24 protein-coding genes are annotated in these 20,109 nt (G+C 47.4%); 13 read left to right on the top strand and 11 right to left on the bottom strand.

What is annotated here, in order from left to right; all coding sequences use genetic code 11:
• Positions 1-77: 77 nt before the first annotated feature.
• Both LEUMU_RS0120600 and LEUMU_RS0120595 read right to left on the bottom strand, forming a co-directional pair.
• On the bottom strand, positions 78-1,907 hold the full coding sequence (locus LEUMU_RS0120600) for an SLC13 family permease (protein ID WP_022954198.1): 1,830 nt from the start codon (positions 1,905-1,907) through the stop codon (positions 78-80).
• A 47-nt stretch (positions 1,908-1,954) separates the two neighbouring features.
• Entirely contained in the window at positions 1,955-2,545 is a 591-nt protein-coding gene (locus tag LEUMU_RS0120595; RefSeq protein ID WP_169446472.1) for a rhomboid family intramembrane serine protease, read from the bottom strand.
• Positions 2,546-2,709: 164 nt separating this feature from the next.
• On the opposite strand from LEUMU_RS0120595, the gene LEUMU_RS0120590 reads away from it, so the two are divergent.
• From LEUMU_RS0120590 to LEUMU_RS0120580, 3 genes are all read left to right on the top strand, one after another.
• Positions 2,710-3,234, top strand: a complete 525-nt coding sequence (locus LEUMU_RS0120590) for a TIGR00645 family protein (RefSeq protein ID WP_022954196.1) — start codon at positions 2,710-2,712, stop codon at positions 3,232-3,234.
• Between the two features lie 16 nt (positions 3,235-3,250).
• A complete protein-coding gene (locus LEUMU_RS0120585) occupies positions 3,251-3,985 on the top strand; it encodes a glutamine amidotransferase (protein ID WP_022954195.1) in 735 nt (244 codons plus the stop codon).
• 102 nt (positions 3,986-4,087) lie between these two features.
• Entirely contained in the window at positions 4,088-5,077 is a 990-nt protein-coding gene (locus LEUMU_RS0120580) for an NADPH:quinone reductase (protein ID WP_022954194.1), read from the top strand.
• 125 nt (positions 5,078-5,202) lie between these two features.
• On the opposite strand, the gene LEUMU_RS0120575 is transcribed toward LEUMU_RS0120580, so the two are convergent.
• Positions 5,203-7,368, bottom strand: coding sequence for an esterase-like activity of phytase family protein (locus tag LEUMU_RS0120575; RefSeq protein WP_022954193.1), 2,166 nt, complete (start codon positions 7,366-7,368; stop codon positions 5,203-5,205).
• 547 nt (positions 7,369-7,915) lie between these two features.
• Between LEUMU_RS0120575 and LEUMU_RS28880 the strand changes: the two genes are divergently transcribed.
• The 6 genes from LEUMU_RS28880 (at position 7,916) to LEUMU_RS28855 (ending at position 9,436) form a co-directional block, all read left to right on the top strand.
• Positions 7,916-8,068: a hypothetical protein gene (locus tag LEUMU_RS28880; RefSeq protein ID WP_157474419.1), complete on the top strand. Its 153-nt coding sequence runs from the start codon at positions 7,916-7,918 to the stop codon at positions 8,066-8,068.
• A 292-nt stretch (positions 8,069-8,360) separates the two neighbouring features.
• Positions 8,361-8,510 (top strand): hypothetical protein, encoded by a 150-nt coding sequence (locus LEUMU_RS28875; protein WP_157474417.1) that lies wholly within the window; start codon positions 8,361-8,363, stop codon positions 8,508-8,510.
• Positions 8,511-8,592: 82 nt separating this feature from the next.
• Positions 8,593-8,742, top strand: coding sequence for a hypothetical protein (locus LEUMU_RS28870; RefSeq protein ID WP_157474415.1), 150 nt, complete (start codon positions 8,593-8,595; stop codon positions 8,740-8,742).
• Between the two features lie 84 nt (positions 8,743-8,826).
• Positions 8,827-8,976, top strand: coding sequence for a hypothetical protein (locus tag LEUMU_RS28865; protein ID WP_022954191.1), 150 nt, complete (start codon positions 8,827-8,829; stop codon positions 8,974-8,976).
• Positions 8,977-9,060: 84 nt separating this feature from the next.
• Complete coding sequence (locus tag LEUMU_RS28860; protein ID WP_022954191.1) at positions 9,061-9,210, top strand: hypothetical protein; 150 nt, start codon at positions 9,061-9,063, stop codon at positions 9,208-9,210.
• Between the two features lie 76 nt (positions 9,211-9,286).
• Positions 9,287-9,436: a hypothetical protein gene (locus LEUMU_RS28855; protein WP_157474413.1), complete on the top strand. Its 150-nt coding sequence runs from the start codon at positions 9,287-9,289 to the stop codon at positions 9,434-9,436.
• An 83-nt stretch (positions 9,437-9,519) separates the two neighbouring features.
• Here LEUMU_RS28855 and LEUMU_RS27140 read toward each other — a convergent pair whose 3' ends face one another.
• The 5 genes from LEUMU_RS27140 to LEUMU_RS0120540 are packed head-to-tail and all read right to left on the bottom strand — an operon-like array spanning position 9,520 to position 14,398.
• Positions 9,520-10,833: an amidase family protein gene (locus tag LEUMU_RS27140; RefSeq protein WP_022954190.1), complete on the bottom strand. Its 1,314-nt coding sequence runs from the start codon at positions 10,831-10,833 to the stop codon at positions 9,520-9,522.
• A gap of 18 nt (positions 10,834-10,851) precedes the next feature.
• The gene (locus LEUMU_RS0120555; RefSeq protein WP_022954189.1) at positions 10,852-11,505 is read right to left on the bottom strand and encodes a DUF2848 domain-containing protein; all 654 of its coding nucleotides are present in this window, start codon (positions 11,503-11,505) and stop codon (positions 10,852-10,854) included.
• A 27-nt stretch (positions 11,506-11,532) separates the two neighbouring features.
• Entirely contained in the window at positions 11,533-12,813 is a 1,281-nt protein-coding gene (locus tag LEUMU_RS0120550) for a TRAP transporter large permease (RefSeq protein WP_022954188.1), read from the bottom strand.
• On the bottom strand, positions 12,810-13,343 hold the full coding sequence (locus LEUMU_RS0120545) for a TRAP transporter small permease subunit (RefSeq protein WP_022954187.1): 534 nt from the start codon (positions 13,341-13,343) through the stop codon (positions 12,810-12,812). Before LEUMU_RS0120545 ends, LEUMU_RS0120550 begins: the two co-directional genes overlap by 4 nt.
• 11 nt (positions 13,344-13,354) lie before the next feature.
• A complete protein-coding gene (locus LEUMU_RS0120540) occupies positions 13,355-14,398 on the bottom strand; it encodes a TRAP transporter substrate-binding protein (RefSeq protein ID WP_022954186.1) in 1,044 nt (347 codons plus the stop codon).
• Between the two features lie 126 nt (positions 14,399-14,524).
• Here LEUMU_RS0120540 and LEUMU_RS0120535 point away from each other — a divergent pair, with 126 nt between their 5' ends.
• On the top strand, positions 14,525-15,397 hold the full coding sequence (locus LEUMU_RS0120535; protein WP_022954185.1) for a LysR family transcriptional regulator: 873 nt from the start codon (positions 14,525-14,527) through the stop codon (positions 15,395-15,397).
• Between the two features lie 130 nt (positions 15,398-15,527).
• On the opposite strand, the gene LEUMU_RS0120530 is transcribed toward LEUMU_RS0120535, so the two are convergent.
• The gene (locus tag LEUMU_RS0120530; RefSeq protein WP_022954184.1) at positions 15,528-15,812 is read right to left on the bottom strand and encodes a type II toxin-antitoxin system RelE/ParE family toxin; all 285 of its coding nucleotides are present in this window, start codon (positions 15,810-15,812) and stop codon (positions 15,528-15,530) included.
• Positions 15,803-16,072, bottom strand: a complete 270-nt coding sequence (locus tag LEUMU_RS27135; RefSeq protein ID WP_022954183.1) for a CopG family ribbon-helix-helix protein — start codon at positions 16,070-16,072, stop codon at positions 15,803-15,805. The genes LEUMU_RS0120530 and LEUMU_RS27135 overlap by 10 nt, the downstream gene beginning before the upstream one ends.
• A gap of 197 nt (positions 16,073-16,269) precedes the next feature.
• On the opposite strand from LEUMU_RS27135, the gene LEUMU_RS27130 reads away from it, so the two are divergent.
• The 3 genes from LEUMU_RS27130 to LEUMU_RS27120 all read left to right on the top strand — a co-directional run bounded on the left by LEUMU_RS27130 (position 16,270) and on the right by LEUMU_RS27120 (position 19,020).
• Complete coding sequence (locus tag LEUMU_RS27130; protein ID WP_211223048.1) at positions 16,270-16,503, top strand: type II toxin-antitoxin system RelB/DinJ family antitoxin; 234 nt, start codon at positions 16,270-16,272, stop codon at positions 16,501-16,503.
• Positions 16,504-16,681: 178 nt separating this feature from the next.
• On the top strand, positions 16,682-18,448 hold the full coding sequence (locus LEUMU_RS28360; protein WP_022954182.1) for an Ig-like domain-containing protein: 1,767 nt from the start codon (positions 16,682-16,684) through the stop codon (positions 18,446-18,448).
• Between the two features lie 5 nt (positions 18,449-18,453).
• The gene (locus LEUMU_RS27120; protein ID WP_022954181.1) at positions 18,454-19,020 is read left to right on the top strand and encodes an Lcl C-terminal domain-containing protein; all 567 of its coding nucleotides are present in this window, start codon (positions 18,454-18,456) and stop codon (positions 19,018-19,020) included.
• Positions 19,021-19,158: 138 nt separating this feature from the next.
• Here the strand turns inward: LEUMU_RS27120 and LEUMU_RS27115 are convergent, their stop codons facing one another.
• Positions 19,159-20,037 carry a glycoside hydrolase family 16 protein gene (locus tag LEUMU_RS27115; RefSeq protein WP_169446462.1) on the bottom strand — a complete coding sequence of 293 codons (879 nt, stop codon included), beginning with the start codon at positions 20,035-20,037 and terminating at the stop codon, positions 19,159-19,161.
• Positions 20,038-20,109 lie beyond the last annotated feature (72 nt).

Genomic DNA, 20,109 nt, shown 5'->3' with positions numbered 1-20,109 from the left:
TTCAGAGCCTACCCCCAGAAAACAAAAGGCCGCTGATATCGGTAACATCAGCGGCCTACTTCACTTAAAAGTGTTTATTAAAGGGTATACAGCAATGGCAAAACGATACTGTAAGACAACCACATAATAAACATTAGCGGCAAACCCACACGCAGGAAGTCTTTAAAAGTGTAATTACCCGCACTCATAATCAGTAAGTTGGTTTTATACGCCATCGGTGTGGCATAGCTCATATTCGCACCAAACAATACGGCCAGTACAAAGGGCTCCGGATTCAAGTTCAGCGTAGTGGCAATACTCACAGCAATCGGCGTTCCTATCACCGCTGCGGCGTTATTAGAAACCACGTTGGTGAAGATTGCCATCAACAGGATCAAACCACTTAGAATCACCGGTGGTGGCGCGCCATTGGTTACCGCCACAAAGCTATTGGCCACAAACTCACTCGCGCCAGTAACGGTCATCGCCTCGCCTAGGGCCAAACTGGATACTACGATCATAATCACCGGAATATTCAGCGCTTTACCCACATCTTGCCAGTTCAGGCAGGAGGTCAGCAGCATTGCCAGCACACCAATCACGGCGCTCACCGCAATCGGCACCAAGCCAACTGCCGCAAAGAAGATCACCCCAAACATAATCATTAAGGCAATTGGTGCTTTTTGCGATAAGGGCACTTCCATCAGGCTGTCCAATATCAAAAACTCATGCCGTGACTTCAGGTTATCGATATCTTCGCGCTTACCTTGCGCCAATAAGATATCACCCAGCTGTAAAGGAAAATTACCCAAACCACCCGGCATCGAGCGGATTTGATCACCGCCGCGATGTACCGCCAGCGCAATCATTTTATAGGTTTCAATAAAATGGGTGGACTGCAAGGTTTTACCCAGCAGCGGCGAGCGCTGATCCACAATGATTTCGATCACAATCTGGTCTTCATCATTTAACGGATTGTCGTCATCAACCCGCTGATCTTTGGCATACAGCACCGCATCAATTTCTTTTTCAAACTCTTTAAGCTTCTCTGGGGTGTCATGCACAAGCAGCTTATCCCCTTCACGAATCACCACATCCGGCAGCGGCATCACCACTGAGTTCGTCCGACGAATTTTAACCACACTCAGGTCGTCATTAGTGGCTTTTGCTAAGTCACCCAGCGTTTTACCAATCGCGCTACTGCCTTCCCTAATTAACAAATGAGCGGTAAATACACGGTTATTAGTATCACTTAACGGCAAATCACGCTGTGGCAGCATTTTTGGTGCAACCAACCATAGAAAGGCAATACCAACCACTGAACAAATCAGCGCTGGCAGTGCAAAGTCGAATACGCCCATGGTTGGCAAGCCAAGGTCATTCGCCACACTCACTACCAGCAGATTGGTCGAGGTACCAATAGTGGTACTCATACCACCAATCAAACTGGCAAAACCCATTGGCATTAATAAAGCCGAAGGATTGGATTTGGTACTGAGCGCCACACTCACCAGTATCGGAATCAGTAGCACGACGATCGGGGTGTTATTAATGAAGGCGCTTAAACCTGCTGAAATCAGTAGCGTCATCAACAAAGAGATCGACGGACTGAGCTTCCACATATTTGAGAGCACATTACCGATTGGCTCCAGAGAACCCGTTCGCACAAGGCCGTTCCCGACAATCATTAGTGCGCACACCGCAATCAGTGCTTCGTGTCCAAATCCGTGGAAAAAATCAACCGGATTCACTTCAACGACTTTATTCAATGCCTTATTAAAGTATTCATAAGGGAAAATAACAAAGCCGATGGCCAGCAAACAGAGCACCACCAATGCGGAGGTTTGCAGGGGAATTTTATCGCGGGTAAATAGCGTAAGAGCAAAAAGCGTCAACACCAAGACGGCAATCGCGTGAGCATCAGGCATTATGAAATCCAACCTTATTAGTTAGTATTAATGTATAGGTAACACAATTACAGCCAGCTTGGGCCTTCAAGCGTTTTTTGAACAAAGCGTGCAAACAAACTAGGATTCATCAATCCAGTAAACACAAAGCCCCAGACTGCACCCGTCAAGTGCGCCATGTGGCCAATATTGTCATTCGCTTTTTTATCTTTGTACCACGAGTAAACCAAGTAGCCGACACCCGCTAAAATCTGTGGAATCGCAATCAAACCATAGAGATACAGATTTTGCCACGGTGCAAATAAGATCACTGCAAACACCACGGCAGATACTCCACCGGAAGCTCCCAGCGCTGCATAACGTGAATCCGTCTGGTGGCGCAGATAGCTTGGAATTGAGGAGACGATAATGCCGCCAAAGTAGAGTGCCAGGAATTTAAGGCCGGTATGCTCACCCAAGAAACTCGGGTATAGACAAGTCTCCAGCGCATTCCCGAAAGACCACAGCACCAGCATATTCACCAGCAAATGCATGCCATCCGCATGGATAAAGCCCGCACTTAAAAACCGGTACCACTGGTTCTGCTGCCGGATTGTCACCGGATGGAAAATTAATTGCGTTTTGCCACGCTGATTATTCATCAACACTATGGAAATCAAGCAAGTAATCCCCACTATGATGTTGGTAATCGTAAACACATCTGTATTCATAGTCTGACAACTTTATAATAAGTTAGTGGTAGTCGGGCGCAGCATAAACGAAAATGTGACGAAATCCCTAATCTCCACCTTACTTAATCAGCATTAAAAATAAAGGATCCACCATGTTTGCAAAGCTAGAGACTCACATAGAAACCATCATTTTTAAGAGCCGCTGGCTACTAGCCCCTTTTTATCTGGGCCTAGTACTTAGTATTATTCTATTATTTATCAAGTTTGTACAAGAATTCTGGCACTTGATCACTCATGTGTTTACCACCTCTGAGGCGGATATGGTGATCGGTATTCTGGCGCTGGTCGATATGTCGCTGGTCGGTAGCTTGCTGCTGATGATTATCTTCAGTGGTTATGAGATTTTTGTGTCTAAAATCAATGTGGCTGCTCATGAAGACCGCCCATCCTGGATGGGTAAAGTTGATTTTTCCGGCTTGAAGCTAAAAGTCATCGGCGCGATTGTGGCTATTTCGGCCATCGACTTGCTGAAAACCTTTATGAATATTCCGGCTGAAATGACCGATGCGCAATCCACTACCATGATGTGGAAAGTGATTATCCACATGGCCTTTGTAATTTCCGGTGTATTCTTCGCGCTGATGGATAAAATCGCCGGCGACACTGCCAAGCACTAACGACTCAGGCTCGACTATGACACCCATTTTACTGATTAAAACCGGTGATACGTTTCCGGAATTGAAAGCTCGCTGCGGCGATTTCGAAACAATGATGGCGAACTGCCTGCCAGCTGGCAGCGTCGATCTTACAGTTTACGATGCTCGCGGTGAGCAACCATTGCCGGATTTGACAGCCTTCTCCGGCATCATCCTCACCGGCTCCCATAGCATGGTGACCGATTGCGAGCCTTGGAGTGAGCGCTTATTGCCTTATATTCAGGAAATGCGTGAGTGTAGTAAGCCCGTATTGGCGGTGTGCTATGGGCATCAGTTAATGGCTAAAGCCTTTGGTGGTGAAGTGAGTTTTCATCCCAAAGGCCCTGAAGCCGGCAGTGTGTCGGTTCATTTAACGGAAGCCGGACAGCAAGACGCATTACTTGGCCAATTGCCACCAAGCTTTAGCGCCAATGTCGGCCATTCACAAACCGTTACTCGCCTACCTGCCGATGCCGTGTTACTGGCTAAGAATGATTTTGAGCCGAATGAAGCTTACCGCATTGGGGACACGATGTGGGCAGTGCAATTTCATCCGGAATTTGATCAGGCAATTACGCAGTATTATATCGAACGCATTGCCGATGAAATCACCCATCATAATGGTGATCCGGTGGCATTAAGTGCAAGTTGCACCGAAACACCGCACAGCCGCAGCTTGCTGGTCAATTTTGCTAATAAATGCAAAGAGTTAAGCGGAAGTCTCGCGGCCTAGTCCGCAGCCCCACTCCATACCCTATATATATAAGTACCGAAACCACCCAAAACAAACGACTCTGTGAGATAATTGTCGTTTGTTTTGGAATCGGGTATTTCTATGATTGCTGCATCTTATAACGCCTTTGGTTCGGCTCGTGATGTACTAACTGTACAAACTCATGAAATTGCTCAGCCGGCTGCTGGCGAAGTTGAAGTACTAGTTCAGTACTCCGGAATCAATCCATCTGATGTTAAAAAGCGCGCGGGACAGCGTGGCGACTTTCCGGGGGAGTTTGTCATTCCGCACAGCGATGGCTCTGGTGTCATCGTGGCCGTTGGCGAAGGTGTGTCGGAAGAACGCATTGGCCAAAATGTGTGGATGTATGAAGCCCAACATAACCGCAATTGGGGTACCGCCGCGGAGCTGATTAACCTGCCAGATAACCAAGCGGTAAAATTACCGGAAATTTGTGAGTTATCCGCTGGTGCCTGCTTAGGTATTCCTGCGATGACCGCCCACCGCTGCCTAAGTATTCATGGCGATATTGCCGGTCAGACTGTATTGATCACTGGCGCACAAGGTCGCGTTGGCTATTATGCCGTGCAAATAGCGGTGGCAATGAGTGCAACGGTTATTGCGACCGTTGGCTCAAGCGATGATGCTGAAGAGATCACGCAATTAGGCGCTGCATTGGTACTGGATTATCACGATGAGAACATCGCTGAAGACATTATTAAGCACTTAGGTGGCGCAAAACTGGACTTGGTCGTGGATGTCGCCTTTGGCACCAACCTGCCACTGTATTTGCCCGCGATGGCAGATAACTCTGCAATTTCCGCTTATGCCTCGATGCAAAACCCAACACCGACCCTGCCGTTTTATGATCTGATGTTTAAGAACATTTCGCTGCATCCGGTTATTGTGTACAGCATGCCGCAGGAAGCGAAAGACTTAGCCATTACTGACATCACTCGTCTACTAGAGCAGCAGGCGTTGAAGCATCGCATTACACAGATGTTCCCACTAGAAGAAATCGTTGAAGCGCATCAAGCCGTCGAGCAAGGCGCTCGCGGCTCGGTACTGCTGGAAATCCATTCCCACGACTAAGCGATGGCACGAACGCTCAAATAGAAAAAGGCCCTGCATCCACCTCTAGAGAAGTGTTTGCAGGGCCTTTAAAGAGCAGGCTTGTCGGCGAAACTACCCGCTAGTTCCCTCGCTTATTTTCTAAATTAGATTTTACCAACTGACCAGAAGAAGGTTTCACCGGAGTGGTCATCCACACCATCGTTATCGGTTGAGATAAACATTTCACCGTTGGCATCAACCGCCAGGCCTTCTACTTTGTCTTGTACATAACCATTAAATGATTTCAGATCTGGAATCAGGTCACGCACCAGTGTTTTCTTCACAATCGGCAGCTGAGTACCGAGCTTGGCAGGCTTCATTTCTGAAAGCGCTATTTTGTAAATTGCCTTAGTCACTGCTGCATCGCCAATTTGATTATCGCGCTCGACTACATAAACAGTGTCACCATAGGCAACGATCTCCGATAAGCCCGTCCAGCCTTTAGCAGGCTCCGCTTTCGGATAATGCACCGCGCCCCACTCTTCTGTCTTTGTGTTGTACGCCAATAACTTCACGTGATTGACCGGATCATCTTTCCACTCACGCTGCACAGCCATCCATAAAGTATCACCAATGCGGGTAATGCCCTCAAAGCCGAAACGCTTTTCATGCTTCAATAGCGCTTCTGGCAAGCTGACTTCTTTCACAATCTCGCCCAATGCATTTAACTGGTACAGCGCATGCGGGATTTTCTTATCGGTATTACCTTCAGAGGCAATCCACAGGCCGCCCAGCCCATCCAGCGTAATGCCTTCCATATCCAGCTTTTCAGCAGGCTTGCCGTCACGGGTCACCGGTATCGCTTGAGTAATACGGGCAGGCTTTTGCGTGGCATCCACCACAAATACCGTTGGCTGGCCACTATAGAAGCTGTCATTCACCATAAACAACTTACCAGGCTGCTTCTCGTCGGCCACCATGCCAGAGATCGCACCCCATCCAATCAGCTCATCAGCGCCTGCTGAAGTGATTTGCGGGTAATTAGCCGGTGCATCCTGATATTCATACACCATCACATGGGCACGAACACCGCCATCTTCCACCAAATCCGCCTCATTCGCGGTAATTAACAGCTTGCGCGAGGGAATGGCCACAATGCCTTCAGGGGCAATACCAGAGGGCAGTAATTGCTTCAGCACGGGCTTCGCTGCATCGCTGACATCATAAACACCCACTACCGATGCACGCTCAGCACCGATAAAGGCCATTGGCGTACCATCAAAGGTCGCGGTTTCAACCGACTCAGGCTCAATGCCTTTTTTGCCGGAACGCTTTTCAGGGTAATGCCCGATTTGCACCACGGCGTGTTCAAAGCTCGCACCACTGTCATAAACCAGCGTGCCATCCTTATTAAAGATAGACCAACCGCGAGAACCACCTTGGTAGTCACCTTCATTGGCAATTACAAACTGTGTGTCGTTCAGCCATTTAACTGCATCTGGCTCACGTAAGCGGCCTTTTTGCGAATTGGTAAAGGTCAGTGCGCCGTCTTTTTCAATATCGATGCCATCTAGATCCATGCTGCCCGCAGAGAAGTGGTTAATCACCTTGCCTACTTTATCCAGAATCACCAGATGATTGTTTTCCTGCAAGGTCAGTACAGTCTCGCCCAAGCTATTAATAGAGACAAACTCTGGCTCTGGGTCTGTCGGAGCGACCTTAGCCAAGCCACTCACATCAATCACTTGCTTGGAGCCGCAGCTGACTTTCCCGTCACTCACCGTGAATTTCACCAAGTTACCCGCAGGCAGCTGTGGCAGTTCACCATCATTTAAGTCTTCATCGCGCTCATTCTCAATGGCAACCACGACAAACTCACCGTCTTTAGAGGCCGCAATGGAATCTGGCTGGCCGCCAAGGTCACAACGCGCCAGCTCAACCTTGCTAGTGAGATCAATCACCTTTAACAGGCCCGATGGCTTGGTATAGCTCTCGGAGGTATTAACGGCCACAAATGCCGCATTACCGATAATAGTCACCGAAGTGGGCTCGCCATCCAAAGCAACATTACCCAGTGGCTTTGGCGCTTTAGGGTCTTTGATATCAATCAAGCCAATCGATTTTAACGGGCTATCGGTGTAAACCAGTGTCATCCCATCCGCGCTGGCCGCAATAATTTCTGCGGAGGTTTCACGCTGTTGGTCTTCGCCCTCAGCCATATTGGTTGGCGTAGCAAATGATGCGATGCGATTAAAATTCATTTCAGCCATCGCTGGCGCTGCAGCAATCAAAGCAACAACCGAACAAGCTGACAATAGTTTACGAATCATGTGATTTTCCGTGGTTTGTATTTCATGGTGGCGCAGTCTAGCAGCGTCAGATTACAGAATTGTGACAGTCAGAATGACACTGAGTGTAATATTTAGCCAAGTTTAAGCAGCGCACTTCTGTAAAACCCTACTTTTTTTAGTTAAACATCGGTAATTAAAAAAATAATTCACCCTTAAGTGCAACCACTCATTGTATGCGGGCGTAATACATGTCTCCGCATACATAAAGGCATTTGTTGATAAGTTAACTAACCGTAATTCTATTGGAGATTACAAGACTTCACTAAGGTAAAAACAAGACAGCTCTAAATAATGAGTAATCTTTTCAGCCTTGAATCTTGATCAAAAATCAGAGCAATAGACCGCCCGTCTATTATCGGTAAAATTTGGGTGAGCTTTAGTACCTGACCAGTTAAGAAAAGGTGCCTAAAATGGGATTGCGCAAATAAATAAAAGTTTCATAATGCGCATCTCGATTTACGGCGACACCGTAATATAAAACAACAAAGCAATATTGCTTTATATAAATTGATAAGGGTAATTAAACATGAACACTTTAAACATTAAAAAGACAGTAACAACAATTCTTAGCGCTGCGTTCCTGGGTGCTGTACTGACTGGTTGTGGCGTCGTTCCTAGCTCTTCAGATGTAATGAGCGATGCACCAGCAGCTGGCTCTCTGTCTAACTCACAGCACTAATAGATCAGTTCAACTGATTTAAATAATAAACGATAGTTAATGAAAAAACGGACATAGATTAAATAAAATTCATCTTCATTGAAATTGAATCCAGATGACAAAATGATGCGTAATGAGTGATAGAAACGATAATTTTTCAAATCTATTTAAATAGAATCCATTAAGGAAACTTAATACAAATAAATTTGAAATAATTAAAATATTTATTAATAATTTGCATCTTAAAGTTTGATCCAAACGTTATTAACTACAAAGCAAATAAGCTTTAACCGAATATTAAAGGGTAATTAACATGAACACTTTCAACATTAAAAAATCAGTAGCACTTCTTCTTAGCGTAGCTTTCCTAGGCGCAGTATTGACTGGTTGTGGCGTTGCACCAACTTCTGCTGATGTAATGAGCGATGCGCCTGCTGGCTCTTTGTCTAACTCACAGCACTAATCTAACGCTTTAATTTTTAAAGCTTAGTAATAAATAAGAAGCAATAAAGCTTCACAGTAAATTAAATACAAGGGTAATTAACATGAACACTTTCAACATCAAAAAGACTGTATCAATCGTTCTTAGCGCTGCTTTCCTAGGTGCGGTATTAACAGGTTGTGGCGTTGTGCCTAGCTCTTCAGACGTAATGAGCGATGCACCAGCAGGTTCTTTGTCTAACTCACAGCACTAAGACAACACTTTAATTTTCAAAGCGTTGCAACAAACTAAGAAGCAATAAAGCTTCATTTAAAACGAAACATAAGGGTAATTAAACATGAACACTTTCAACATCAAAAAAGCGGTATCAATCGTTCTTAGCGCTGCTTTCCTAGGTGCGGTATTAACAGGTTGTGGCGTTGTGCCTAGCTCTTCAGACGTAATGAGCGATGCACCAGCAGGTTCTTTGTCTAACTCACAGCACTAAGACAACACTTTAATTTTCAAAGCGTTGCAACAAACTAAGAAGCAATAAAGCTTCATTTAAAACGAAACATAAGGGTAATTAAACATGAACACTTTCAACATCAAAAAAGCGGTATCAATCGTTCTTAGCGCTGCGTTCTTGGGTGCGGTATTAACAGGTTGTGGCGTTGTGCCTAGCTCTTCAGATGTAATGAGCGATGCACCAGCTGGTTCTTTGTCTAACTCACAGCACTAATTATTGTTAGTTAGCGAGCTCTGAGTAAAAAATTCGAGGTAAGAAGCCTCACATTAAACAAATAAGGTAAATTAAAATGACTACTTTAAACATCAAGAAAACTGTAACAACTATCCTTAGCGCTGCATTTTTAGGTGCTGTACTAACTGGTTGCGGCGTTGTTCCTAGCTCTTCCGATGTAATGAGCGATGCACCAGCAGGATCTTTGTCTAACTCTCAGCACTAATTAGTGTGGTTAAACAGAACGTCCCCATGATAGGGCCGCACACTTGCGGCCCTATTTGGTTTTTGTAACAAGAGAATTTAGCGCTATTTAAGCGACAGCCCCAACAGAGCAATCTGACGCTCTAACTCCCGTCCCGCAGCCAGCAGGCTCACATCCGCACCACCTACCGCTACCAGCATTGCACTCAAGGTCACGCCTTTATATTGATAAGGGATTGCCAAGCTGCACCCATCTCCGATATTTGCCAGTGATGTATTGCGTAGTGCCATTAGATTCATCTGCGTAAACGTCGCATCGTCATCTAAGCTCGCCAAGGTTGGCGGCAAGATCGCAACGGTTGGCAGCAATAACACACGACCGGCTAAACCTTCACTCATCGCCTCGGCAAACTGCGTTCTTAAATTAAGCATCTGGCGATATTGCACCGCCGATAGCTCATCCGCACGTGCCATACGGCTATGAACACGAGGATCAAACAGCTCTGATTGGTTTTGAAAGGCGGTTTCAAAGTGCGCACGACACTCCACCGAAGTTAATTGCCACGGTGCAATCTGTGCGTAGCTATCCAAAAAGGCTAATGGCTCGTCGGTAATCGCCATGCCAGCGCCGGATAATGCCATTAGCAAGGCTTCAAAACCTTCCGCAACTTCGGCATCTAAGCTATCAAAACCAAAGTTTCGCGAGACTTGAAAAGCCAATGGCGTACTCGGAACTTGCTGAAATAAGTCCTCATCCGACAAGTCTGCCATGATCTGCCAAGCTTGCGCACAAGCCGCCACATTATTTGCCATCGGGCCAAGGCTATCTAATGAATCGGATAAAGGCTCTGCGCCCTTACGGGAAACAGTTGATTGCGTCGGTTTAAACCCCGTAATGCCACAAAAAGCCGCTGGAATACGCAAAGAACCACCGGTATCACTACCAACCGCAATATCTGCTAAACCAGTCGCCACCGAAACTGCACCACCACTGGTTGAGCCACCGGGCACATGGCCCGGCGCTAATGGATTATCTGCGGTGCCATAGTGAGGATTTACCCCCAAGCCAGAATAGGCCAGTTCAGACATATTAGTATGACCCAGCAATAGCGCACCGGCTTTGCGTAAATTAGCGACCGCTGGCGCATCTTCAGCAGTTGGTGCACCATCGGCTAAAAAGCGAGTACCGGCGTGCGTGACTTCACCGTCCACATCCAACAATGCTTTTACACTGACTAATGCACCGCTCAATGGCGTCTCGGTTTGATCATAAAGTGCGACCAAATCCTGCTTCACCCGCTCACTAAATACGCTTGAAAATATATGATCTGTCGCTGGTGAGCTTTCAGATAAGCGATTCAGACTGGCATCCAGGCGCTGCGCTGCATTCTCAACAGACCAATTCTGCTTGGTATCCATCAACTAATCCTCTTTAAATCAGGAAACAACCGGTAATGTTTGAGTCGTGTATTGGGCTTCAATCGTCTCACCCGTGACCGGATCATGCATCGCCATTTTGAATTGAGCTGCTGGGCGCACACCACCGATTGCTGGCAAGGTGCCGCATAACATCGCGCCGCCCTCTGCTAAACCACTACCGGCTAATAACTCAGACAGCGGTAAAATCATCGCTAAAGAGCCTTTTTGGTACTGCTTCCACTCGCCCTCTTCAAAAATCCAAGAGGCTAATTCGATTTGATCCAGGTGATCACTGATCTCATCAAAATCCCACAAGGTATCGGCAACGGGCTTAGGGCAAACTTGTTTGGAGTGTGCCACCGAATGCGCTTCTAAAGCCCGGTCAGTTTGATCGGAAGCCAGTCCTAGCCATGTTTTGCCGTTAGCACGTACTAATAATGGCTCAGCTTCACCCGACGTATCAGGGCCTAACATGGCAATCTCCGCATCTTGGGTGAGCAATTGCGTGCTGCAACGGTAGTACAAAGGCACGCTGGATGGCGGTGCAATGCCAATATCCGCCAGCTCTTGAATATGATGATCAACCGCCTCACGGCTTCGACCCGTCCAACCTGCAACAGTCAGCTGTTGCGCAACAAACTCAATGGCACCTGTTGGTGTGTTGAATTGCATAAAATAATCCTTTAAATAATTGATACTTTACAAAGTAGAAGGCAAGTAGAGCGCCAGTTTTGGCACCACGATCAGCATGGCAACCATAAACAACATCACCAGCGCATAAGGAATACAGCCCACCATCACATCTGAGAATTTGCCCGATTTTCGGGCGGACTGTACAACGTATAAATTCAATCCAACGGGTGGCGTAATCAGTGCCATTTCAACCAGAATAATCATCAGCACGCCGAACCAGATCTTGTCATAACCTAAGTCGACAATAATTGGCACGATGATTGGAATGGTTGCCACCATTAATGACAACGTCTCGATAAAGAAACCGAGTACGATATAAATCAGAATAATCACGAACAGAGTCGCCAGCGGGCTCATATCCAAGCCACGTAATAAAGTCTGCAGCGCTCGACTCACACCGGCTGCGGTCAGTACATAGTTCAGTACATAAGCACCGACAACCACTAACATCACCATCGCCGAAGTACGGATGGCCCCGCGTAGCGAGAGTAATAACAGCTCAATATTTAGCGCACGCTGTTGAGCGGCAATCGCCAACGCCATCGCGACACCCACAGCAGCGGCTTCAGTCGGCGTTGCCCAACCGGCATAAATAGAGCCGACAATCACCCCAAATAACCCTAAGATTGGCAATAAGTCGCTAAGGCTTCCAAGCTTCTCACCCAAGCTATATTGCTGGCGAGGCCCACCGAGTGATGGTTTGATGACGCACAAAATCACCGTCACTAACATAAAGCCCAGCGCCATTAAAATACCGGGCAATAGTCCCGCTAAAAACAGCTGTGGAATGGAGCTTTCGGTCAGGAAGCCATACACAATTAGATTGATTGATGGTGGGATCAGAATCCCCAAGGTTCCACCGGCGGCAATGGCACCGGAGAATAAACGCGGATCGTATTTCAGCTTTTCAGCTTGTGGCATCGCCACTGTGGCAACCGTCGCAGCGGTTGCTACTGATGAACCAGATGTCGCTGAAAACAAAGTCGCCGTGGCAATATTGGCGTGAATCAAACCACCAGGTAACCACGACACCCACTTGTTTAGCGCTGAATACGTACGAGTGGCAACACCACAGCGCACCAGAATTTCACCGAGTAAAACGAAAAACGGAATCGCGATTAAGGTCGCACTATTAGACGAGGACCAAACCACCTGCCCCAATCCCCGCATGAGCGGAAACGGGCTAAAGAAGGCGTCGATACCAAAGGCTAATAAGAATAAAACAATCCCCACCGGAATCGATAAGGCCAGAAAAAACAGCAAGCCGAAGGTAGTAAACTTAATCATAACTCATCACCCATGCCGGCAATTTCATTCACATCATCGTAACGACGTTGGATTAGCAACATCAACGACGCGACGGCAATCAATACGGCGGATACGGCAAACCAAACCCAACCAGACCACCAGAATAATTGTGGAATCCACAATGGGGTTTCCAATGCAGTATTGGCTTTAGCGCCGGTCGCCAGTGTTTTGGATAACACCGACCAACCCCGCCAAGCCACGACAATTGCAGTGCCCGCCAAAGCCAGAATCGCCACACAATCGAGCAATGCTCTACCGGCCGGAACACATTTAGCCCGCAGCAAATCAATCCGCACGTGGGCCTTTTCGGTTAAGGCGTAAGCCACACCCCAGCTGGTGGTAATGGCCATCACATAACCGGATATCTCATCGGTGCCGCCAAGTGGCATTCCCAATTGGCGCACCACAATCTCGACGAGGATTAAAGCCACACAAGCCAGTAGCGATAAGCCTGCCAGTAGCGCTACACCACTGTTTATCCGCCTGAGAAAATCAATAATCCTCATCATTTTCAAACTCCTTATTGAGCGATTTCTACGTCAACGACTTTACCGACGCTCTCATTCCAGCGCTTAGCCCAATCGCCACCGGCACGCTCAGCCCAATCCGGTAGTACTTCTTTAACCAGTACATCGCGTGCCATTTGCGTATCGGCTTCGCTCGCCTCAACCAATGTCATGCTGCGAGATTCGCCAGAGCTACACTCACCTTTACCGGTCAAACACGCAATGTCATTTTGCAATGCGCCCTGTGCAGATTCCCAAGCTGGAGCTTCTAACTCAGTAGTCACTGCCGCTTGCAGTTTTTCCTGTGCGGTTGCAGACAGTGAGTTCCACTTATCCATATTCACAGCCGTGACTACCGGGTCCCAACCGCCTAGAGGAATTGGCAACAAGTGCGTACTCACTTCCCACCAACCAGCGCTGTAGCCAGAGCCTGCGCCAGTGACCGCGCAATCCACAACGCCACGCTGCAATGCCCCAGAGACTTCACCAAAGCTCACGTTCACACTTTCAGCACCCAGTGCATCCAGCAATTTCGCCGTCATACGGCCAGAAGCACGGATTTTCTTGCCCTTTAAATCAGCCAGTGATTTGATTTCAGCATTACAGAACACGATCTGTGGTGGATAAGGTGCGATACCTAATACTTTAGAGTTGAATACTGTTGCGTAGATTTCATCGACCATCGGGCGTGCTGCCTCGACCATCTTTTTCGCAGTTCCCGCATCCATTGCCAGTAGCGGCACATCTAAAGACTCCAGTGCAACGCTGTCAGACACAGCATAGTCAGCCACCGTCATTCCAACATCAAATACGCCATCACCCAGCATGCGATACACATCGCCGCCGCCAATTCCCATTTGATCATGAGTGGTGAGTTTTGCAGTGATTTCTCCATCCGTCGCCTTACCAACTTTCTCTGTCCAGAACGGCGCTTCGTACTGCTTGTGCAGCGGCAACCCACTCCAACTACCAACCACAGAAAGCTCTTCTGCTCCGGTTGCTGCGACAGCGTTTAACAAAAGTGCAGATGCACCAAGAGTCGTTAATACTTTTTTCATGTCGGTCTCCTCATATTGGTTCACTAACCTTATATCAAATACAGTTATTTAAACAAGTCGCCATTTTAGAGCCAAAGTGATAACTTTAGCTGATCACTTTGAACCAATAAATATAAGCAGGACGCTATGACTCTGGAACAGATTCTCACGTTTTTACAGGTTGCCCGCTTGGGTGGCGTACGCCGTGCCGCCCAACAAATGCACATTTCACAGCCTGCCATCTCCGCGCGCATTTCAGGATTGGAAAGTGACCTAGGCGTAAAACTGTTCAGCCGAGGCACTAAAGGTGTCACGCTGACCAAACAAGGGATAATTTTACGCGGCCATGCCGAGCAAATTGCCGTGGCGCTGGAGCATATAAAAGCAGAGGTGGTACCCGCTGAAAGTAAGTCATCCTTACTGAGAATAGGTGTGGCAGAAACCGTCGCTCAAACGTGGTTTCCGGAGTTTTTAAAGCGACTTAGCCGCACTTATCCGAATTTAAATATAGAAATCAGCGTCGACTTATCTGTGAACCTTCGCCAAGGATTGCTGGAACGCGCCTTTGATTTGGTGATTTTAATGGGGCCAGTTTCAGAGTACAGCGTTGATAATTTCCCGTTGCCGCCATTTCGTTTGGCTTGGTATAAACCGCTGGATATGATTGATCCGGATTTGAGTAAAACACCGATCATTTCTTATCACCGAACCTCCCGACCCTACCGCGAACTTAATCAGGAATTACAAACGCGCTATGGTAGTAAGGCGAAGATTTTTCCGACTAACTCGCTATCGGCGGGCTTTGATATGGTGGCTACGGGGATTGGGGTTGGCTTAATGCCTGAGGCCCTTGGCGAACGGCTTGTTAAGGAAGGGCGTATTGCTAGCTTTGATCCGGGCTGGGTGCCGCTGGAATTGGAGTTTACGGCTTCGTTTATTGCGGAGTCGAAAGGGACGCTGCCGGAGGTGGCTGCGAAGATTGCGCAGGAGGCGGCGTTTAAGTTTATTGAAAATAACTAGGCGATAACGCTTCAATGAATGAGACCAACGCCTGCGAACATCGAATCTTATTCAATGTAATTTGACCACTCCGTAGTGTAAAATTGACCAGTGAGTGGTTAATTTACATAGCAAGCTTACCAATACAACCCTAAACCGATGCAGGCCAAGACATTGCCTGATGAAAAATCCGCAGAATTGAAACACACTCTGATTCGGGCAGATAAACTACAGTATAGGGCGTCCCACTCACCACCAGCTCACGAGTTTTGTAAATACGGCCCGCTTTTCCAAGCAAGGGATGATCCTGTAGCAGGTCCACTTTCTCAACGATCTTTCTTGCGACGTTATTTGCAGCCTCTGGATTTTCTTGCCAAATATATTGACGCAAGTCTGTTAAATCCTGAATAGCATCAGACTCCCACCTTACTTGCATACAGGTGGCTCCATTTCATCCTCAGTTCCCCAGCTCAATAGCCACTCTCTCACCTCATCATGCGCGGCAAACTTTGCCTCTCCCTGCTGAACTTTAGACAAGGTGGATTCAATCGCTTCTATCTGCCACGCCTCGTGCTCAACGTATTGTTCAATCGCATGCCCCATTAACCAGGACTTTGAACGATCGGTGATTTTCGCCAGTTTATCCAGACTCGCAATCACTTCTTCACTTAGACGAATTGATACTGTTTGACTCATGGCATAACCTCGTAGTTATATGTTTACAATGTAATATATCATCTACATGATTTTATTTTAGTACTTTTTCAGATGAAACTAACTGGTTATGCAATCGCTCAAGAATATGCAAATAATCGTAACTTGTTTGATTAGAGCTTCACTTGTACTATGTTTGTATAACTATGTATTACAAATACAGCATAAAGAGGTTTGAAATGAGAAATGAAATGCTAAGTACTCGTATCGATCACGATACAAAAATTGCATTCACACATATTTGTGATGAGATGGGCTTAAGTACGTCACAAGCGATTAAATTATTTGCCAAGGCCGTCATTAATTATGGCGGAATTCCATTTGAGCTGCGTACCCGTCAACCTAATGACACATCCGTTGCTGCCATGAAGGAGCTTACCGAAGGCAGAGGACATAAAGCAGAGAGTCAGTGAATACTCTACTTCAACGAGAGACTAAAGGCATCATCACTTCCATATAAGCAACAAACCCCTCTCCAACCATCCATAAATTCAGACCTTTAATCCCTAGCCACTCAGTGCAATTTCATCAGCCCCCTACAGTGTGACCGTACAAGGCATCATCTTTAAAACAAAGATAGGGATATCACTGATGAATTTCACACAAAGGCTGCTGAGCCTTTCGCTACTTGGGGCGCTGTCGCCCGCTGTATACGCCGATGGTTGGCCGCAGGCATTAACAGATAATGCAGCGACAACAACCGATGTTGCTAAGACCGTTTATGTATTGTCCAATGACACGGGTGACGGCCTCACCTTGGTTCATGTTAATGACTGGACCGTTGAAGGTGGGCGCGCTGTTCTCGACCCTGATAAGCAATCACTCACTTACACTCCCAAAGCGGGGTTCATGGGGAACGATTACTTCTGGTATACCTTTGAGGATAATCAGGGGCGTAAGAATGCGGCAAAAGTGACGGTATATGTCACGGCCAACAACGATGTCGAGGAGCGCCCGGAGGCATGGCCAACAGCCAAGGCAGATTCTTACCCATTGCGCTTAGCATCCTCGGATAGCTTTGGCTTATTAGGCAATGTGCTGTTGAATGATGATGGCGTCGGTTTGCGCGTAACATCGGTGAATGAGTACACCTCCAATGGCGGTATGGTTAAGATCAACGAAGATCAGCAATCATTGAGTTATAAAAGTTTAAAGCCGGCTTCCGAGTGGCCTTATACCGATACGTTTTGGTACGTGTTAACGGATAACTGGGGACGGACTAACTCAGCTAAAGTGACACTAACCGTAGATTATTCAGCGCCACCGGAAGCATGGCCACAGGCAAATTTGGATAGTGAGTCGACCTTTGTGAACACACCCGTGGTGGTCAATGTGCTAGCCAATGATGTCGGCGAAGGCTTATCGCTTAAAAGCGTCAATGAAAGCTCTACTAAGTGGGGCAGCGTTGTAATTAATGGCGACAAGCTGGTCTACACGCCACGCTATAACTACACCGGCAGCGATGAGCTCTGGTATGTGTTTGAAGATGCCTGGGGACGCACTAACAGCAGCAAAGTGACTGTTGATGTGAGCCGCAGCCTGAGCGTTGCGCGTATCCCGCTTAACGATACCGGTTTGACCACCTGTGGAGACTACACCGGCCAACAGTTCAGTCACGAAGCAAATCATGACAATGCTTTGGGCGACTGTACTGCTACCACTGATAGCGATGGCGATAACATCCCAACCGGACAAGATGCCACGCTGGGTCGGGACGCCACCTCCCCTGATTACAGTGATGGCGAAGCCGGTTTCAGCTTTACCAAACTAGATGCCAGTGGCAATAACTTGCCAGCCACCGCCGCTAGCTGGTCATGTGTTAAAGACAACCACACCGGACTTATCTGGGAGTCAAAACAAGGATTGGGACGAGGCACAGGCAATGCCGGCCTGCACAGTGCGGATGATAAATACTTTTGGTACAGCACCGATCCATCGATTAACGGTGGTATCGAGCAAGTCACGGTAGGCAGCACTTTCCGCCCCGCAGATTGTCATGGAAATTCAGAATCCCAACCTAGCACCTATTGCAGTACAGAAGCCTTTGTTAACCGCGTGAATGGACAAGGCCTGTGTGGACTGAACAACTGGCGCTTGCCGGATGTGAATGAACTTTTGTCACTAGTGAACTACGACAAAAGCTTTACGGCACATATCGACGGCACCTTCTTCCCTGATACCGTGATCACTGCGACTTCCGGCATTCAGGGCTATGCGACCTTGTCACTAACGGCCAACCCAACTGCGACCAACTACACTGTGATGGCCGTCAACTTCAGTCGTGGTCAAATCCTCAATAGCTCACGATCTGACGGGTACCCGACCCGTCTGGTTAACACCTCACAACTTGGAGAATAAGCATTATGAAACGATCAATCACACGCTTCTCGGGACTTGCCATTACCTTATTCTCCGGAAGTTTAGCCGCGGCACAAATCTGTCACCCACAGCTGTACCAACACGCCCCGACGGAACGCTTTGTTTTGGATGATGTCGTGGCCATTGATAAGCGCACGAATCTGGTTTGGCAACGGTGCCCGCTTGGGCAAGTCTGGAATAAAACGACCAGCCAATGCGACTTTAGTGTCATGGCAAAGAACTGGAAAGATGCCCTGGAGTCCGCCCCTGAAGGATGGCGCTTACCTAACCTGAAGGAACTGGCCAGCCTTGCGGAATACCGTTGTAGCGGACCTGCACTGAACATCACAGTATTCCCAAATTTGGGGAACTGGAATTACTGGACATCGACCGTGATGAAGCGCCTCGACCTTAGTGGCCCAACGTTCAACAGTCCGAGAGGTACCATTACTAACGATTTTTCAAACAGAGCCTGGAGTATCGGTACATATAACGGCGTTAACTTGTCGGGGTACAAAACAGAGGCAAAGGCCGTACGTTATGTGAAGGACTACCAGTCTGAATCTAAATAATGGTAAGGCTTATTGAGCATTAGGATGGTGGGGTGTGTGAACCTCCCCATCATCCTTTGAGCGACTCAATACCTGCGCATTTGCACGAATTACTAATCTGCGGCGGTAAGATTGGCAGTCAATCTAGTTTCACGCCTCTCATTGAAACACCCGAACATAATCAATCATCATGGATTGCGGAAACACTGTTTCATCACCCGGCGCACCCGGCCAATTTCCACCCACGGCCGAATTCATAATCAAATAAAACTCCTGATTAAACGGATAAATATTGGTGCCGACATCCCCACGGGAAATCGCGTGATATTCAATATCATCAACCAACCACTGAATTTCATCCTCTTGCCAGATAATACTGAACACATGAAACTCATCCGCAAAACTTCCCTCAGTTAACGTGTGATAGCCACTGCGACTTTGGCTATAGCCAAGCGATGGGCCAAAATGAATCGTGCCATGTATCTTTGCTGGCTCATGGCCGACTAGCTCTGCGATATCAATCTCACCACTGCTTGGCCATCCACCGTAAACATTATCGACAGGTAACATCCAGACTGCAGGCCAGATACCCTGCCCCTCTGGCAGTTTTGCGCGAATATCAATGCGCCCATATTTAAATTGCTGCTTGCCTCGTGTCAGTAACTTGGCGGATGTGTAGTGTGAACTGGCGATCACTTCTGGCTTTGCCTCAATCACGAGCTTGCCTTCGGTTTGATAGGAGTTGTTAGACGAGGCGGTGTAGTACTCCAGTTCATTATTACCCCAACCGCACAAGCTTGGACAACCATCGCCAACATCATAGGACCAGCTTGTCAGATCGAGCGAATTGCTTTCAAACTCGTCTGCCCACACTAGTGTCATGCCTCTGTAGGCTGTTGGGGTCTGGTAGCCGATATCTGATATAAGCCGGACTGGCTCCATCTCAGGTATATCAGTGCCATTATCAGTTGATCCGCCACCACATCCTGTCAGCACCAGAAATAACACTGTCACTCCTACGAAATAAGCGTTTGTCATAATAAAAACCTCAAACATTTGGCATCTGTGGATAATCTTGGGCTATAAAAAAACCACCGTTTTTAGGCGGTG

The sequence above is a fragment of the Leucothrix mucor DSM 2157 genome (assembly GCF_000419525.1).
GTDB classification, from domain to species: Bacteria; Pseudomonadota; Gammaproteobacteria; order Thiotrichales; family Thiotrichaceae; genus Leucothrix; species Leucothrix mucor.
The sequence above is the reverse complement of the archived record's forward strand: the minus strand, read 5'-3'. Positions and strand labels throughout refer to the sequence as shown.

What these genes read in the sequence shown, in the direction of transcription:
- LEUMU_RS0120600 (WP_022954198.1), bottom strand. Translation starts at nt 1,907, where the DNA reads ATGCCTGATGCTCACGCGATTGCCGTCTTGGTGTTGACGCTTTTTGCT.
- LEUMU_RS0120590 (WP_022954196.1), top strand. Translation starts at nt 2,710, where the DNA reads ATGTTTGCAAAGCTAGAGACTCACATAGAAACCATCATTTTTAAGAGC.
- LEUMU_RS0120585 (WP_022954195.1), top strand. Translation starts at nt 3,251, where the DNA reads ATGACACCCATTTTACTGATTAAAACCGGTGATACGTTTCCGGAATTG.
- LEUMU_RS0120580 (WP_022954194.1), top strand. Translation starts at nt 4,088, where the DNA reads ATGATTGCTGCATCTTATAACGCCTTTGGTTCGGCTCGTGATGTACTA.
- LEUMU_RS0120575 (WP_022954193.1), bottom strand. Translation starts at nt 7,368, where the DNA reads ATGATTCGTAAACTATTGTCAGCTTGTTCGGTTGTTGCTTTGATTGCT.
- LEUMU_RS28880 (WP_157474419.1), top strand. Translation starts at nt 7,916, where the DNA reads ATGAACACTTTAAACATTAAAAAGACAGTAACAACAATTCTTAGCGCT.
- LEUMU_RS28875 (WP_157474417.1), top strand. Translation starts at nt 8,361, where the DNA reads ATGAACACTTTCAACATTAAAAAATCAGTAGCACTTCTTCTTAGCGTA.
- LEUMU_RS28870 (WP_157474415.1), top strand. Translation starts at nt 8,593, where the DNA reads ATGAACACTTTCAACATCAAAAAGACTGTATCAATCGTTCTTAGCGCT.
- LEUMU_RS28865 (WP_022954191.1), top strand. Translation starts at nt 8,827, where the DNA reads ATGAACACTTTCAACATCAAAAAAGCGGTATCAATCGTTCTTAGCGCT.
- LEUMU_RS28860 (WP_022954191.1), top strand. Translation starts at nt 9,061, where the DNA reads ATGAACACTTTCAACATCAAAAAAGCGGTATCAATCGTTCTTAGCGCT.
- LEUMU_RS28855 (WP_157474413.1), top strand. Translation starts at nt 9,287, where the DNA reads ATGACTACTTTAAACATCAAGAAAACTGTAACAACTATCCTTAGCGCT.
- LEUMU_RS27140 (WP_022954190.1), bottom strand. Translation starts at nt 10,833, where the DNA reads ATGGATACCAAGCAGAATTGGTCTGTTGAGAATGCAGCGCAGCGCCTG.
- LEUMU_RS0120555 (WP_022954189.1), bottom strand. Translation starts at nt 11,505, where the DNA reads ATGCAATTCAACACACCAACAGGTGCCATTGAGTTTGTTGCGCAACAG.
- LEUMU_RS0120550 (WP_022954188.1), bottom strand. Translation starts at nt 12,813, where the DNA reads ATGATTAAGTTTACTACCTTCGGCTTGCTGTTTTTTCTGGCCTTATCG.
- LEUMU_RS0120545 (WP_022954187.1), bottom strand. Translation starts at nt 13,343, where the DNA reads ATGATGAGGATTATTGATTTTCTCAGGCGGATAAACAGTGGTGTAGCG.
- LEUMU_RS0120540 (WP_022954186.1), bottom strand. Translation starts at nt 14,398, where the DNA reads ATGAAAAAAGTATTAACGACTCTTGGTGCATCTGCACTTTTGTTAAAC.
- LEUMU_RS0120535 (WP_022954185.1), top strand. Translation starts at nt 14,525, where the DNA reads ATGACTCTGGAACAGATTCTCACGTTTTTACAGGTTGCCCGCTTGGGT.
- LEUMU_RS0120530 (WP_022954184.1), bottom strand. Translation starts at nt 15,812, where the DNA reads ATGCAAGTAAGGTGGGAGTCTGATGCTATTCAGGATTTAACAGACTTG.
- LEUMU_RS27135 (WP_022954183.1), bottom strand. Translation starts at nt 16,072, where the DNA reads ATGAGTCAAACAGTATCAATTCGTCTAAGTGAAGAAGTGATTGCGAGT.
- LEUMU_RS27130 (WP_211223048.1), top strand. Translation starts at nt 16,270, where the DNA reads ATGAGAAATGAAATGCTAAGTACTCGTATCGATCACGATACAAAAATT.
- LEUMU_RS28360 (WP_022954182.1), top strand. Translation starts at nt 16,682, where the DNA reads ATGAATTTCACACAAAGGCTGCTGAGCCTTTCGCTACTTGGGGCGCTG.
- LEUMU_RS27120 (WP_022954181.1), top strand. Translation starts at nt 18,454, where the DNA reads ATGAAACGATCAATCACACGCTTCTCGGGACTTGCCATTACCTTATTC.
- LEUMU_RS27115 (WP_169446462.1), bottom strand. Translation starts at nt 20,037, where the DNA reads ATGACAAACGCTTATTTCGTAGGAGTGACAGTGTTATTTCTGGTGCTG.